14 protein-coding genes are annotated in these 14,058 nt (G+C 60.5%); 11 read left to right on the forward strand and 3 right to left on the reverse strand.

Features of this window, described 5'->3' with window-relative positions:
- Positions 1 to 171: 171 nt before the first annotated feature.
- Complete coding sequence (locus PSEMO_RS31465) at positions 172 to 1,050, reverse strand: LysR substrate-binding domain-containing protein (RefSeq protein WP_075806761.1); 879 nt, start codon at positions 1,048 to 1,050, stop codon at positions 172 to 174.
- 131 nt (positions 1,051 to 1,181) lie between these two features.
- Here PSEMO_RS31465 and PSEMO_RS31470 point away from each other — a divergent pair, with 131 nt between their 5' ends.
- From PSEMO_RS31470 to PSEMO_RS31480, 3 genes are all read left to right on the forward strand, one after another.
- A complete protein-coding gene (locus tag PSEMO_RS31470) occupies positions 1,182 to 1,796 on the forward strand; it encodes a DUF998 domain-containing protein (RefSeq protein WP_075806762.1) in 615 nt (204 codons plus the stop codon).
- Positions 1,797 to 1,874: 78 nt separating this feature from the next.
- Complete coding sequence (locus PSEMO_RS31475; RefSeq protein ID WP_075806763.1) at positions 1,875 to 3,023, forward strand: DUF1624 domain-containing protein; 1,149 nt, start codon at positions 1,875 to 1,877, stop codon at positions 3,021 to 3,023.
- Between the two features lie 466 nt (positions 3,024 to 3,489).
- Positions 3,490 to 3,780: a hypothetical protein gene (locus tag PSEMO_RS31480; protein WP_075806764.1), complete on the forward strand. Its 291-nt coding sequence runs from the start codon at positions 3,490 to 3,492 to the stop codon at positions 3,778 to 3,780.
- Between the two features lie 121 nt (positions 3,781 to 3,901).
- Here PSEMO_RS31480 and PSEMO_RS31485 read toward each other — a convergent pair whose 3' ends face one another.
- Positions 3,902 to 4,117 (reverse strand): hypothetical protein, encoded by a 216-nt coding sequence (locus PSEMO_RS31485; protein WP_075806765.1) that lies wholly within the window; start codon positions 4,115 to 4,117, stop codon positions 3,902 to 3,904.
- A gap of 487 nt (positions 4,118 to 4,604) precedes the next feature.
- On the opposite strand from PSEMO_RS31485, the gene PSEMO_RS33660 reads away from it, so the two are divergent.
- The 5 genes from PSEMO_RS33660 to PSEMO_RS31505 all read left to right on the forward strand — a co-directional run bounded on the left by PSEMO_RS33660 (position 4,605) and on the right by PSEMO_RS31505 (position 8,525).
- Positions 4,605 to 4,760, forward strand: coding sequence for a hypothetical protein (locus tag PSEMO_RS33660; protein WP_178392091.1), 156 nt, complete (start codon positions 4,605 to 4,607; stop codon positions 4,758 to 4,760).
- Positions 4,753 to 5,598 (forward strand): hypothetical protein, encoded by an 846-nt coding sequence (locus PSEMO_RS33665; RefSeq protein WP_178392092.1) that lies wholly within the window; start codon positions 4,753 to 4,755, stop codon positions 5,596 to 5,598. The genes PSEMO_RS33660 and PSEMO_RS33665 overlap by 8 nt, the downstream gene beginning before the upstream one ends.
- A gap of 192 nt (positions 5,599 to 5,790) precedes the next feature.
- Positions 5,791 to 6,426, forward strand: a complete 636-nt coding sequence (locus PSEMO_RS31495; protein ID WP_075806767.1) for a CHAP domain-containing protein — start codon at positions 5,791 to 5,793, stop codon at positions 6,424 to 6,426.
- A gap of 639 nt (positions 6,427 to 7,065) precedes the next feature.
- Positions 7,066 to 7,590: a PAAR domain-containing protein gene (locus PSEMO_RS34475; RefSeq protein ID WP_075806768.1), complete on the forward strand. Its 525-nt coding sequence runs from the start codon at positions 7,066 to 7,068 to the stop codon at positions 7,588 to 7,590.
- A complete protein-coding gene (locus PSEMO_RS31505) occupies positions 7,590 to 8,525 on the forward strand; it encodes a hypothetical protein (protein ID WP_075806898.1) in 936 nt (311 codons plus the stop codon). Before PSEMO_RS34475 ends, PSEMO_RS31505 begins: the two co-directional genes overlap by 1 nt.
- Before the next feature lie 494 nt (positions 8,526 to 9,019).
- Here PSEMO_RS31505 and PSEMO_RS31515 read toward each other — a convergent pair whose 3' ends face one another.
- Positions 9,020 to 9,805, reverse strand: a complete 786-nt coding sequence (locus PSEMO_RS31515) for a sulfite exporter TauE/SafE family protein (protein ID WP_075806770.1) — start codon at positions 9,803 to 9,805, stop codon at positions 9,020 to 9,022.
- Positions 9,806 to 10,182: 377 nt separating this feature from the next.
- Here PSEMO_RS31515 and kdpF point away from each other — a divergent pair, with 377 nt between their 5' ends.
- The 3 genes from kdpF to kdpB are packed head-to-tail and all read left to right on the forward strand — an operon-like array spanning position 10,183 to position 14,042.
- Positions 10,183 to 10,272: a K(+)-transporting ATPase subunit F gene (kdpF, locus tag PSEMO_RS31520; RefSeq protein WP_075806771.1), complete on the forward strand. Its 90-nt coding sequence runs from the start codon at positions 10,183 to 10,185 to the stop codon at positions 10,270 to 10,272.
- A gap of 9 nt (positions 10,273 to 10,281) precedes the next feature.
- A complete protein-coding gene (gene kdpA / locus PSEMO_RS31525; RefSeq protein ID WP_075806772.1) occupies positions 10,282 to 11,991 on the forward strand; it encodes a potassium-transporting ATPase subunit KdpA in 1,710 nt (569 codons plus the stop codon).
- Positions 11,988 to 14,042, forward strand: coding sequence for a potassium-transporting ATPase subunit KdpB (gene kdpB, locus PSEMO_RS31530; protein ID WP_075806773.1), 2,055 nt, complete (start codon positions 11,988 to 11,990; stop codon positions 14,040 to 14,042). The genes kdpA and kdpB overlap by 4 nt, the downstream gene beginning before the upstream one ends.
- Positions 14,043 to 14,058 lie beyond the last annotated feature (16 nt).

Here is a 14,058-nt window from a genome sequence, read left to right on the forward strand (position 1 = left end):
CGCCAGGCAATCCGGCGTCAGCGTACACAGCGTGATCGATTACCAGCACTTGGGCAGGACGCACATCCTGCGTATCGACCGGGACAAGGAGGCCAGGCGGCGTCAGGCGCTCAAGGCGCGCGCCGAGGCGGGATCTTGTGAGGCCATCTTCACCAGCGGTCCGGGTGAGGTTCATCCGGACGGCTGGCCTTTCTCGATTTCCCCGAACAGCCATTCCCGGAATACCTCCAGCGCCACCGGCGCTTCTCCCGGCCGGCTGACCAGCACATAGCGTTCGCTCAGTTGTGCCACTTCCGGCCAGGGTGCACGCAGCCGATCCTGCGCCAGATCCTCCTCGACATACAGGCGCGGCACCAGCGCCATGCCCATGCCGGCACGGGCGGCGTCGATCAGCAGGGAGAAACGGTCATAACGTGGGCCGCTTTCATGCTGGGGAAGCGCGATGCCGCTGTGCCGTGCATAGGCCGCCCATTGTTCGCCATCCTCGTGCTTGTGCAGCAACGGCAGCTCAGCGGGCGCACGCTCGGCCAGACCCGGATGGCACACCGCAAGCAGCGGCGCCTGGAACAACGCCTGCACCTGCATCCCGCTCCAGGCCGGGTGCTCGATATTGATCGCCGCATGCAGCCCGCTGTCGGCCAGGTTGAATGGCTCGGTGCGTTCACGAAGATTGATCCGCACCTGCGGGTGGCGCTGGTGAAAATCTGCCATGCGCGGAATCAGCCAGCGGCTGGCGAGGGTCGGGATCACGCCGATTTCCAGCGGCGCATCGACCCGGGCATCGGCCTGCAACTGGCGGGTGCGGCGCTCAATCAGGTCCAGCGCCTCGCGCATCTCGGCGGCGTAGCGCGCGCCCAGGTCGGACAGTTCGACGCGATTACCGACCCTGTGGAAAAGACGTACGCCGACCTGGTCTTCCAGCTTGGCGATCTGTCGGCTGATGGCGCCTTCGGTGAGTGACAGTTCCTGCGCGGCGCGGGCAAAACTCTGATGGCGGGCAGCGGCTTCGAGCGCGAGCAGGGCGGTGGTGCCGGGGAGACGTCGTGTCACGGGAGATGCAGTCCTTGCAAGGGGGCGACAGGATGACGCATGGGCAAGCTGCCTTGCAAAAAATTCGGTAACGATTTCGTCGTCGGGATCACTAGCATTCCTCATCCAACAACAACGGAGCCATGAGGGCTATGAGGACGATCGATCGGGTATTGCTGGGCGCCGGGCTGCTGGTGCCGTTCTGGCTGTTTTTCGGGGTGCTGATCACGGCCAGCCAGTTCCCGGGGTACAGCCATGTGGAGTTGGCCATGAGTCAGTTGGGCGCGGTGGGGGCGCCGACCCATGAGCTTTCGCCCTGGGTGAACAACCTGCCGCTGGGGCTGTTGTTCGTGTTGTGCGGGGTGGGCTTGTTCCGGCGTTTCGAGGGCGCGCGGCTGGCGTGGGTCGGGGCGCTGCTGGTGGTGGTGCATGGGCTGGCCAGCATGAGTGCCGGGTATTTCCCCTGCGACCAGGGCTGTGTGCCGGCAGAGCCCTCGTTCTCCCAGCGCATGCACAACCTGTCGGGGCTGGTGATGTTCCTCACCCTGACCCTGGCCAGCACGCTGTGGATCTTCCAGGGCAAACGCCTGCTCGGCTCGGTGGCCTTTTCCCGGTTCTCGCTGCTGTGCACGGTGCTGGCGCTGGTCACTGTCGGGTTGATGGCCGGGGCTATGGAAAGCGGACATGGCTTTGGCCTGTACCAACGCCTCAACTACGGAACTGCGGTGATCTGGCTGGCCGTACTGGCGTGGATGAGCCAGCGCTGAGGTGAGGGCTGGCAAAGACGGTGGACTACATGACATCATGTAATAACATTACGTTATTTCAATGAGTATCGATTGCGCATGTCTGCCCCGCCTTCCACCCGTCTTCACTCGATCGATGCCCTGCGTGGCTTGGTCATTCTCTTCATGTTGCTGGATCACGTCCGCGAGACTTTCTACCTGCATCTGCAGGTCAGCGATCCCATGGACGTGGGCCAGACTGATCCGACGTTGTTCTTCAGCCGCACCCTGGCGCACCTGTGTGCGCCGGTGTTCATTCTGCTGACCGGTCTTTCCGCATTTCTCTATGGCGAGAAGCAGCAGGGCAAGGCGGCGGTGTCGAGCTTCCTGTTCAAGCGTGGTTTGTTCCTGGTGGTGCTGGAATTCACCCTGGTCAACTTCGCCTGGACCTTCCAGTTGCCGCCGAGCGTGATCTATCTCCAGGTGATCTGGGCCATCGGTCTGAGCATGCTGGCCTTGAGTGCGCTGATCTGGCTGCCGCGGGCGGTGCTGACCGGGCTGGGTGTGGTGCTGGTGGCGGGGCATAACCTGCTGGATGGCGTGCACTTCCCGGTGGAGTCGGCGATGCACGTGCCGTGGGCGGTGCTGCATGACCGGGGCTGGATCGAGGTGTCCGAGGGGCTGCGTTTGCGCACGTCTTATCCGTTGCTGCCGTGGATCGGGGTCATTGCACTCGGGTATGCGATGGGGCCGTGGTTTGCCCGGGGCAGCGAGGCGCTGGTGCGGCGTCGGCGGTTGTTGCTGGCGGCGGGTTCGGCGTTGGGGGTGTTCTTCGTGCTGCGCTTGCTCAATGGGTATGGCGAGAAACCGTGGGCAGGTGGCGAGACCGCGGTGCAGACGGTCATGAGCTTTTTCAATATCACCAAGTATCCGCCTTCGCTGCTGTTCCTGGCGTTGACCCTGGGAATCGGGCTGTTGCTGCTGGTGGTGTTCGAGCGGCGGAACGAGGGCAGGGTGGTCCGTTGGCTGGCGGTGTTCGGGGCGGCGCCGATGTTCTTCTACCTGCTGCACCTGTATGTGTTGAAGGTGCTGTATGTGCTGGCGGTGGGGCTGTTCGGGACCAATCATGGGCAGTATTTCGGGTTTGATTCGATGGCCGCGGTGTGGGCCGGGGCGGTGGTGCTGGCGCTGGCGTTGTATCTGCCGGTGCGCTGGTTTGCCCGGTTGAAGGCGCGGCGGCGGGATATTGCCTGGTTGAAGTACTTGTAGGCTGACAACACGGACCATGTGGGAGCTGGCTTGCCAGCGATTGCAATAGTGAATTCACCATCGCTATCGCTGGCAAGCCAGCTCCCACAGGGTTAGCGGTGCTCGTGAGGTCTGTAAAGGTGTCGCATATAGCTACGAAATTCCCGCTATGTCCGACTTTTCTGTAGGCAATTTCCCAATCATACTTCCGCGCCTAGTTTGACGTTGCACTCCTGGAAATGGCTGCCTAGTCTTCGCCGGTCGCTGCGGTTTGGCGATCAGGTTTGGTCACCTGTCGACTTTTTTGGAGTCGCTCATCTTCAACGTTGAGCGCGTTGGCTGCTGTCATGGCGGCTGTGCGCGGAGCACCCTCGGGTGCGCCGGATAATGCTCCTGAAGTCCCGGTTGACCAATCCGCGTACAGTCGCCACCCAATTGTTTGGTCACGTTATGGATGGCGATTCTCTCAGACTTCCGGAGTGCCACCATGATCAAACCCGTACCCGATCCACCCCGCACCGCCCACACTCACTTCGCCACCTGCAACGGCACCCATCCGCCGTTGTTCAGCGTCTGCGAAGGCGCCAGCATGGAAGATGTCCTTGTGCACCTGACCATGTCCCTGTCCTCGGCTTATGAAACCAACTACCAGGTCTGCGAATCGGCGAGCAAGCCGATGCAGAGCCTTGCCTGGGCGACCCAGCATTCGCTGGAGATTTGTCAGGCGTTGGTGGAGTCGTTGCTTAAGAAGGCAGACGGGAAGCGGGGAGGCCTCTGATCCATTCGAGGCCATCTCACGCTGGTGGCCTCATCGTTCGCTATGGAGCAGGGTAAAAGCCCCCAGTTCGGTTCTGAACTGGGGGCCGCTAAGTAGGGGGTGTCTGTCGTAACAGATGTCATCAGGTACCGGCTTTGAATTCCTGAGCAGTCATTTGCCCGAGGTAGGAGCATGCCAATAGCGTGGCAGTGCTGCTGACTTCGGCCCCCTGCTTTGCAGTCTGAATATCGCGCAAGGTCACGTGCGGTTCAGGGAATCCGTAATACGTCGAGGCGTAGGCAGTGTGCCCACCATGGTTGTCGAAGAAGGTCAGGCAGTAATAGTGCAGTCTATCCATTGTTCCAGTGCTCCTTGCTTGAAAGACGATGGAGTGTAGTTGAGCGTTCTGATTTGTCGCCCTCCCAGCCATAAAAAGCCAAAGAAGACCGGGATCAGGGGGGGGGCGGCGATGAGCGAGCAGTTTTTGGGTGACGAGAAAGGCGATGAGGTCACTGCTGGTATTAGCATTGTGGAGCGTCCCTGAGGGTCCTCGGCCTACGAAACCAACTATCAGGTCTGCGAATTGGCGAGCAAGCCGATGCAGAGCCTTGCCTGGGCGACCCAGCATTCGCTGGAGATTTGTCAGGCGTTGGTGGAGTCGTTGCTTAAGACGGCAGAGCGGAAGCAGGGAAAAGAATGATCCTTCCAAGGCCATTTCATATTGATGGCCTCATCACTGACTACTTGCTCAGACAGTTCCCACCTGACAGTCGGAGTCATCCGGCTGACTAACCCACTACATCTAGCAAGCATTTGCGTCCTCAGGAAATAAAGGACGCAGACACATGACCGCCCGAAACAAGGCGCTGCTCTCGGCTTGTGCCGTACTGCTGTTCGCGCTGTTCACGGCACTCGCCATGATCACTCGCATCTCTCCCAGTCCCCGACATATCGGGGGCGAAAAACTGCCCTGGTCGGGTAAGCGTGTTGGAGATGATTGATGATGAAGGCGATACGTTTGCAGTCGAGTGGCTTTTGGCGCTGGCGAAGGATGAGGGCTTGTTCTTCAACCCCAGATCAGAGGACAAGAACATCAAGGTGATCATGGAGCGCTTCATGCCTGGGTCAACCCTCGAAGGTGTCTATGATCTGGATGACAGACCAGATACCCATCGATTTGATTTTGCCTACACGACCTCTCAACGAGACATATTTTTTAACGTCTACGTGAATGCCTTGGAGACCTGGCTTGATGTTTCGGAAAGCAGCCCAGGCCTCGGTGGATCTGCGATCTATGCGGGCGTAGCCAGCTTCGCCTTCAACACGCGACGTACCTTTGTCGGGGATCCTGGGGGGCTGTCCGACCTGGCGCTGCGTAGACGACTTGACAACATGCTATGCTCGGCAATCAAGCACGGCAGCACAGATCATATAGCTCCTCATCCTGATCAGATCAGCGGTAACGAGAGCTTAGGCGTTCCTCCTCTGACTTGGGTCAGGGGAGGGACTCCAGGCAACATCCAGCGCATGATTGAAACCGTAATCGTATCCCTAGAAAACGTTGTGCCGGAGGTGGCCCATGCCCATTACGACTTCCACGCAAGAGCCTTCTGCAATTCTGAAGGCAGACAGCTATTGGAGCCAGTTCTGGGAAGCTGGGGTCATCAGCTTGCAAGAAGCGGAAAGGCGAGCGCTGGGATCACTACGTTTAAGAGATGCATACTGCTCCGATCCCTTGTACGCCAGAAAAGCTGCGCGCGACCCCTCCTTCTGGAGCAAGTTCTACGCGACTCGCGTCAATTCGTAGACCACGGTGAGCTCCTGGGCATCTTCTATTGATTGTGCAGTCACTCTTTCCAAAAGGCCCCATTGGGGCCTTTTTCTTGGGTGTTTTCAGGTATGGCGCGTTGCGCATAAGTACAACTGCGGCATGATCAGACAATTCCTGTGTGATGACAGGAATAGTCCTACTGACTAATCCATCTGATCCAGTAAGCATCTGCGCCCTCGGGAAACCATGGGCGTGGATACATGACAATCAGCAACAAACGAATCCTCATCCTGCTCGCTACCTGCGCGGCGTTGCTGCTCGTTGTGTTCACGGCACACGCCATGATCACTCGCATCGATCCCAACCCCCGTCATACCGTGGGCGAGCAACTGGATGAACTGAACGGCGTCGCCATCTACTACAACGGTGGGGTCAATACGGTGCTGGGTCGGAACCTGAGTCCAGACGGTTACAACCTGGGCCTCCGTTACCAATGCGTAGAGTTCGTTAAACGCTATTACTTCGAGCGTTATGACCATCGCATGCCTGACTCATATGGCCATGCGAAGGATTTCTTCGATCCGAGGTTGATCGATGGTGAGGTGAATCCCCAGCGGGCCATGCTGCAATTTCGCAACGGCAGTTCCGTGCGGCCCCAGGCGGAAGATTTGCTGGTCTTCGCGCCCACGTTGCTCAATCGCTATGGCCATGTCGCAGTGATCGCCAATGTTGGCGAGGGCAGCTTGGAGATTGCCCAGCAAAATCCTGGACCCTTCGCTGGCTCAAGAGAGACATTGCGCCTGATGGCGCGTGAGGGGCGGTGGTACGTCGAACAGTCACAGGTTCTGGGTTGGTTGAGATTGTCGGACGTAGAGGGATTTCCGCCTCCCATGTAGGCAACTTCCTGATAACCCTTTCGCGCCTCGTTTGACATGGCACTCCTGGAATCGCACATCTAGTCTTCGCCGGTCGCTGCTGTCATGGCGGCTGTGCGCGGAGCACCTTTGGGTGCGCCGGAGTGTGTTCCAGAATGCCGGTTGACCAATCCACGTACAGTCGTCACCCAATCGTTTGGTCACGTTCTTGATGATGGTTTCCACCGCCTATAAGACCAACTACCAGGTCTGCGAGTCGGCGAGCAAGCCGATGTAAAGCCTGGCGTGGGCGACCCAGCATTCGCTGGAGATCTGCCAGGTGTTGGTGGAGTCGTTTATGAAATCGGGTCAGAAACCCATTTCCTGAGTTGAGCGCTGAACAAATAGGCTGCCGGGTCTGCACGGCAGTCTTTCCAAGCAACTTCAAAAAAGTCCTACAAATCCGTCAGAAACGTCTGATTTATCCAGTCTCTCCGAACCTTCACGGTTGCAGCCTCCCAACCGACACGCACCGCTGTCCTTTCATCTCGAAGACAAGGCCGGGGCTCACAAGCAAGGAGCAATGCCATGGATATCAGCACCTCACGTTTTACCACTGAAGTTTCGCCTGTGTTGTCCGTCACCCAGGAGCTGTCCTGCTTCGAGAAGGACGTTTGAATCATGGCCCGCTCAATACTCTTCGGCCTGGGTCAAGGTCTCCATGGTGACCAGACTACTACGGGCGCGGTCTGCTTCAGCAGCTTGCCCAACATGGCGCAGGATGGACGCGGTGTCCTGCGGCTGGGCGACAAGACCACGCGATGTCCTCGATGTGGTGAAGTCGGCACCATCGCTGAAGGCCTGGATGCCTTCAAATGGATGGGGCAGCCTACAGCAGTAGACGGGGCGCGTATTCAGTGTGGTTGCCCAGCAGGCAGCAATCGACTCATAGCGAAGGATGGAATGCCTACGGGGGTAGCAGAGCCGGCTACCGGGGCGGCAGCTAGCTCAAGCCCGGCTCAGCCACAACCCTATTCTCAACCTGCTGCTGCCACGCGGGCTGCTCCGCCAGTGCCTGCTGCTCGGTCTTCGACACCAACTGAAGACAACGAACTGGCCGAGCCCGGCTTCTACATCGTTCCGAAATCCATTGGTCGCCGCTCACTGGAAGCCGAACTGTTCGGGGGGGGCCTTCTCCCGAGGTGATGCGCAAGTTCAACGCAATGAACGGCAGTCTTGGTCAGGACATCGTCAAGGCTGGGCAGTTGGTTGTGCTCAGCGATCCCCGCAACTACATGTGCACGCAGGAAGAAGCGCATCTGATGGAGGCGGCGGAGGAGGTGGCTGAGGCATTGAAGGATCTGTCGCCGGAAGATGCTGATTTCATGACTGAGCATCAAGCTCAAATTGCGGCGATTCTCGGAAGCGTTTCGACTTGGGCAGGGGTGACCGCTGCGGGAATGGAAAAACACATGGGCGATATCACTCGCTCTTTGGTGAAGCTGGAAGAATTGTATGGTGACACTTACCGTAGGTATGGCCGTCTCAACGTTCCAGAATTTTTTGCCAGGCGGAAAGACATTCTGACGGAGCTTGATGGCAAGCTATTCAACTCCTCCAAAATTCGCAGTTTCCTTTCTTTAGGGAGTCATCCAACCTTGCAGAAATCCTTGGGTGTCTCGAGCAAGAGCTTGGTGCATCATTGGAAAAAGTCTGGTGGGGTGGGGCCAATTCCAGGCTATTCTAAGTACGTAAGGACTATGGAAAGAGCGACTTCCTACATGAAGGGGGGTGGTTACCTTGCTATCGGTGTTGGTGATGTCTCCTCCGCACTCATAATCAAGGAGGCTTGTGAGGCAGGCTCGTCAGGAACATGTGCAAGGATTGCAATAACTGAAACTTCAAAGTTTGCGGGGATGTCTTGGGGAGGAATGCAGGCCGCGAAGATAGCAGTGAAAGAAAGCGCGTATGTGTGCTGGAAATTATCCAAGGATCCGAGGAGGTTTGCAGTCTGCAATATCGCGGTTGTCGCGGGCTCCTCCTACGCCGGAGCCGAGCTTGGGGCGATTGCGGGGGCAGCGGTTGGTGAGGCTGCTGTACAGACTGGAGAGGTCATTCATGACCTTTATCTGTATGACTGATTGGTATGTCTGGTCATCCATACTAATGTTTATCTCTATTTTAGGGGTGCCGGTTACCTTCGCGGTTTCGTTTTCCTATAGGGTGTACATAACAAGAAAGTATCTGGACGAAATGATGATGGAGATAAAAAGCAGTCCTGATCTGAGCTCTACGATGAAAGTGTATGCTTCATTGGGGTTTTTCAAGAAAATGCTCATTCCAGGACTTCTGCATGGTGCAGTATCAGAACCTAGGTTTCTTTCGATCGGGTTTATTTCGAATGGTGATGTTAAGTCATTTCCGAGGCACTTTAGACGCATCCTGTCCAGGGACAGCATTTTTCAGAAGGTTAGTATTTTCTGGTTTCTGATCGTTGTGCTGCTTTCGTATCTTTATCTTGGCTAGCGTCAGATCTATACCACGCGGCTCCTGTGTGAGCATCGCACGTTAGACACTGAAATAAAAAAGGCCGCTGGATCCCTCCAGCGGCCTTTCTCATCCAGCCAGCGCCCAATCAAAACGCCAACTTATACCCAATCAACAACAACATCCCCGCCAGACAAGGCCGCAGCACCGAGTCCGAAATCTTCCCGGTCAGATGGCTGCCGATATAGATCCCCGGCAGCGAGCCCAGCAGCAGATACCCCAGCAGCGACCAGTCCATGTTGCCCATGCTCGCATGCCCCAACCCGGCGACCAGGGTCAGCGGCACGGCGTGGGCGATCTCGGTGCCGACCAGGCGGCGGGTGACCAGGTACGGATAGAGCAGGAACAACGCCACGGTGCCCAGCGCGCCAGCGCCGATGGAAGTGAGCGAAACCATCACCCCCAGCACCACACCAGTGATCACGGTCAGGATGTTGAGGCTGCGCCCGCTCAGGTGATAGCGGTCACCGGCATGCTTGCTGGCGAAGGCCTGGAGTTTGGATTTGAACAGGATCGCCAGCGCCGTGAGGATCAGCACCACCGCCAGGCCCTGCTTGATGACGGCGTTCAGCGCCGCCGTGTCGGTGTGCAGGGTGCTGAGGAACCACAGGGTCGCTGCCGCCGCTGGCACGCTGCCCAAGGCCAGCCAGCCGGTGATGGCCCAGTCGATGTTCTTCTGCTTGCCATGGACCCAGACGCCACTGGCCTTGGTGATGGCCGCGTAGAGCAGGTCGGTGCCGACCGCCGTGGCCGGGTTGATGCCGAACCAGAGCAGGATCGGGGTCATCAGCGAACCGCCGCCGACGCCGGTCATGCCGACGATGAAACCTACTACCAGACCTGCAATGGTGAAACCAAACGAACCTACATCCATACGCTACCTGACACGCTCTTGATCGACGGGGCCGGCGCAGCATAACGGATGTTTTTATGCCCAAATATATTTGTATCGAATTAGCTTATAACCGATATCGATTCGGTCTATGCACTGAAGCTGGCCTGGATATGTGTCAGGTGCATTTTTGTTGCCTTTGAGGGCCTCATCGCTGGCAAGCCAGCTCCCACAGGTATCGCGTGCACCGCTGGACCTGTGGGAGCTGGCTTGCCGGCGATGAGGCCTTAAAGAGCGCCGCGAATCCCAGGCTTTTTACGCAATCTTTATGCCTCAAGCCCTACATCTGTCTCGTCCCTTTACGCCCCTAAGCCAGAGAATTTTCCTACGCGGCAACCGCCGCCGAACGGAGATTTCTCATGAGCATTCTGGACGGGGTGTCACTGCTGCTGGCAGTGGCGTTGTTGGTGTACCTGATGGCCGCGCTGCTGCGCGCCGATCGCGGCTAGGGAGCGGCCATGCACAGTTACGATTACGCATTGCTCCTGGCCTTCTTCGCCCTGGTGCTGCTGCCGGCACCCTGGCTCGGGCGCTTCTACTACAAGGTCATGGAAGGCCAGCGCACCTGGCTGAGCCCGGTGCTCGGGCCGGTCGAGCGCGGTTGCTACCGCATCGCCGGGGTCGACACCCAGCAGGAACAGAACTGGAAGCAGTACGCCCTGGCCCTGCTGGTGTTCAACCTCGCTGGCTTCCTGTTCCTCTTCGCCGTGCTGCGTCTGCAGGGCTTCCTGCCGCTGAACCCGCAACAGCTGCCCGGCCAGGAGTGGTCGCTGGCGTTCAATACCGCCATCAGCTTCATGACCAACACCAACTGGCAGTCCTACAGCGGCGAAGCCTCCCTCAGCTACCTGAGCCAGATGATCGGCCTGACCGTGCAGAACTTCGTCAGCGCCGCCACCGGCCTGGCCGTGCTGGTCGCGCTGTGCCGCGGCATCGCCCGCCGTAGCGCCGGCACCCTGGGCAATTTCTGGGTCGACATGACCCGGGCCACCCTCTACGGCCTGCTGCCGCTGTGCCTGGTACTGGCGCTGATCCTGGTGTGGCAGGGCGTACCGCAGACCTTCAGCGACTACGTGCACGCCGTGACCCTGCAAGGCGCCGACCAGGTCATCCCCCTCGGCCCGGCCGCCAGCCAGATCGCCATCAAGCAACTGGGCACCAACGGCGGCGGCTTCTTCGGGGTGAACTCGGCCCATCCGTTCGAGAACCCGACGGCCTGGTCGAACCTGTTCGAAGTGGTGTCGATCATCCTGATCCCGGTGGCCCTGGTCTTCACCTTCGGCCATTACGTCAAGGACCTGCGCCAGAGCCGGGCGATCATCGCCGGCATGCTCGCGCTGTTCCTGGTCGGCGGCGCCACCGCGCTGTGGGCCGAGTACCAGCCCAACCCGGCGCTGAGCAATCCGCAGGTGGAACGGAGCGCGCCGCTGGAAGGCAAGGAAAGCCGCTTCGGCACCACCGGCAGCGTGCTCTGGACGGTGACCACCACAGCCGCCTCCAACGGCTCGGTCAACGCCATGCACGACAGCCTCAACCCGCTCACCGGGATGGTCGCGCTGGTCAACATGATGGTCGGCGAGGTGATCTTCGGCGGCGTCGGTGCCGGGCTCTACGGCATGCTCCTGAACGTATTGATCGCGGTGTTCCTCGCCGGCCTGATGATCGGCCGCACCCCGGAATACCTCGGCAAGAAGCTCCAGGCGCGGGAGGTGCAACTGCTGGTGGCGACCCTGGTGGTGATGCCGGTCGGCGTGCTGATCCTCGGCGCCCTGGCCACCGCGCTGCCGGGCCCGGCAGCGAGCATCAGCAACCCCGGCCCCCACGGTTTCAGCCAGTTGCTCTACGCCTACACCTCGGCGGCGGCGAACAACGGCTCGGCCTTCGCCGGCCTGGGCGCCAACACCACCTTCCATAACCTGATGATCGGCCTCGGCATGCTGATCGGGCGCTTCGGCTACATCCTCCCGGTGCTTGCCCTGGCCGGCAGCCTGGCGCTGAAGAAGACCGCACCGGTAGGGCAAGCCAGCTTCCCGACCCACGGCCCGCTGTTCGTCACCCTGCTGGTGGTCACCATCCTGCTGGTTGGCGGCCTGACCTTCCTTCCGGCCCTGGCCCTTGGCCCGGTCGCCGAACACCTGAGCCTGGCCCTGCAAGGAGTCACCCCATGAACATGCCGATTCGCGACGTGAAAACGGCACCAACCACCCGCGCGCAAACCTCGTTCGCCGCCCTGTGGCGGCCAGCGCTGGTGCAAGCCTTCGTCAAGCTCGACCCGCGTCAGCTCAAGCGCGCCCCGGTAATGCTGGTGGTGGAACTGACGGCGATCTTCACCACGCTGCTGTGCCTGCTGCCCGATGAGCAGGTACCCACCGGCGTGGCGGTACAGATCGCCCTGTGGCTGTGGTTCACCGTGCTCTTCGCCAACTTCGCCGAAGCCCTGGCCGAGGGCCGTGGCAAGGCCCGCGCCGACAGCCTCAAGGCCGGTAACCAGGGCCTGACCGCACGGCGTCGCACTGCCGCCGGCAGCTTCGAAGTGGTCGCCGCCACCGCCCTGCGCAAGGGCGATGTGGTGCGGGTCGAGGCCGGCGAAATGATCCCCGGCGACGGCGAGGTGATCGAAGGCATCGCCGCGGTCAACGAGGCGGCGATTACCGGTGAATCCGCGCCGGTGATCCGCGAGTCCGGCGGCGATCGCTCGGCGGTCACCGGCAGCACGCGGCTGGTGTCGGACTGGCTGCTGGTGCGCATCAGCACCAACCCCGGCGAGTCGACCCTGGACCGCATGATCGCCCTGGTGGAAGGCGCCAAACGGCAGAAAACCCCCAACGAGATCGCCCTGGATATCCTGCTGATCGGCCTGACCCTGATCTTCCTGATCGTGGTCGTGACCCTGCAGCCGTTCGCCCACTTTGCTGGTGGCGCGATCCCCACGGTGTTCCTCGTGGCGCTGCTGGTGACCCTGATCCCCACCACCATCGGCGGTCTGCTTTCGGCCATTGGCATCGCCGGCATGGACCGCCTGGTGCGCCTCAATGTGATCGCCCGTTCCGGCCGCGCCGTGGAAGCGGCCGGTGATGTGCACGTGCTGATGCTCGACAAGACCGGCACCATCACCTTCGGCAACCGCCGTTGCAGCGCAGTATTCGCCGCGCCAGGCGTGACCGCCAGGGAGCTGGGGGAGGGCGCCTTGCTGGCGTCGCTGGCCGACGACACGGCCGAAGGCAAGTCCATCGTCGAGTTCCTGCGCCAGTTGCATGACTTCGTCGAACCGGTTGCCGGGCAGTTCGAGCCGGTGGCCTTCAGCGCCGAGACCCGCCTTTCGGGTGTCGACTTCGGCCCCCGTCGCTACCGCAAGGGTGCGGTGGATTCGGTACTGGCCTTCGTCGGCATGCAGCGCCTCGACCTGCCGCCGGCCCTGGCCCGGGAAGTGGACAAGATCGCCCAGAGTGGCGGCACCCCGCTGCTGGTCTGCGTCGACAAGCGCCTGCTTGGCGTGATCCACCTCAAGGACGTGGTCAAGCCCGGGATCCGCGAGCGTTTCGCCGAGCTGCGCAAGCTGGGCATCCGCACCGTGATGGTCACCGGCGACAACCCGCTGACCGCCGCCGCCATCGCCGCCGAAGCGGGCGTGGATGACGTGCTCGCCGAAGCCACCCCGGAGAAGAAGCTGGCGCGCATCCGCCAGGAGCAGGACGAAGGCCGCCTGGTCGCCATGTGCGGCGACGGCGCCAACGACGCCCCGGCCCTGGCCCAGGCCGATGTCGGCATGGCCATGAACGACGGCACCCAGGCGGCCCGCGAGGCGGCCAACATGGTCGATCTCGACAGCGATCCGACCAAGCTGCTGGACGTGGTCCAGGTCGGCAAGGAACTGCTGGTGACCCGTGGCGCCCTGACCACCTTCTCCATTGCCAACGACGTGGCCAAGTACTTCGCCATCCTCCCGGCGCTGTTCGCGGCGATATATCCGCAGCTCGGCGTGCTCAACCTGATGCAACTGGCCAGCCCGCAGAGCGCCATCGTCTCGGCGATCGTGTTCAACGCACTGATCATCGTCGTGCTGATTCCACTGGCGCTGCGCGGGGTGCGGGTCAAGGCGGCCAGCGCTGCCCACCTGCTGCGGCGCAACCTGCTGATCTACGGCCTGGGCGGCCTGCTGGTGCCCTTCGCCGGGATCAAGCTGATCGACCTGCTGCTCAATGCCCTGCAACTGGTGTGAATTCGAGGACATGAAC

It is taken from the genome of Pseudomonas putida (assembly GCF_001941965.1).
Classification (GTDB): Bacteria; Pseudomonadota; Gammaproteobacteria; order Pseudomonadales; family Pseudomonadaceae; genus Aquipseudomonas; species Aquipseudomonas putida_L.

Coding starts and splice junctions, on each gene's coding strand:
- PSEMO_RS31470 (WP_075806762.1), top strand. CDS start 1,182: ATGAGGACGATCGATCGGGTATTGCTGGGCGCCGGGCTGCTGGTGCCG.
- PSEMO_RS31475 (WP_075806763.1), top strand. CDS start 1,875: ATGTCTGCCCCGCCTTCCACCCGTCTTCACTCGATCGATGCCCTGCGT.
- PSEMO_RS31480 (WP_075806764.1), top strand. CDS start 3,490: ATGATCAAACCCGTACCCGATCCACCCCGCACCGCCCACACTCACTTC.
- PSEMO_RS31485 (WP_075806765.1), bottom strand. CDS start 4,117: ATGGATAGACTGCACTATTACTGCCTGACCTTCTTCGACAACCATGGT.
- PSEMO_RS33660 (WP_178392091.1), top strand. CDS start 4,605: ATGACCGCCCGAAACAAGGCGCTGCTCTCGGCTTGTGCCGTACTGCTG.
- PSEMO_RS33665 (WP_178392092.1), top strand. CDS start 4,753: ATGATTGATGATGAAGGCGATACGTTTGCAGTCGAGTGGCTTTTGGCG.
- PSEMO_RS31495 (WP_075806767.1), top strand. CDS start 5,791: ATGACAATCAGCAACAAACGAATCCTCATCCTGCTCGCTACCTGCGCG.
- PSEMO_RS34475 (WP_075806768.1), top strand. CDS start 7,066: ATGGCCCGCTCAATACTCTTCGGCCTGGGTCAAGGTCTCCATGGTGAC.
- PSEMO_RS31505 (WP_075806898.1), top strand. CDS start 7,590: ATGCGCAAGTTCAACGCAATGAACGGCAGTCTTGGTCAGGACATCGTC.
- PSEMO_RS31515 (WP_075806770.1), bottom strand. CDS start 9,805: ATGGATGTAGGTTCGTTTGGTTTCACCATTGCAGGTCTGGTAGTAGGT.
- kdpF (WP_075806771.1), top strand. CDS start 10,183: ATGAGCATTCTGGACGGGGTGTCACTGCTGCTGGCAGTGGCGTTGTTG.
- kdpA (WP_075806772.1), top strand. CDS start 10,282: ATGCACAGTTACGATTACGCATTGCTCCTGGCCTTCTTCGCCCTGGTG.
- kdpB (WP_075806773.1), top strand. CDS start 11,988: ATGAACATGCCGATTCGCGACGTGAAAACGGCACCAACCACCCGCGCG.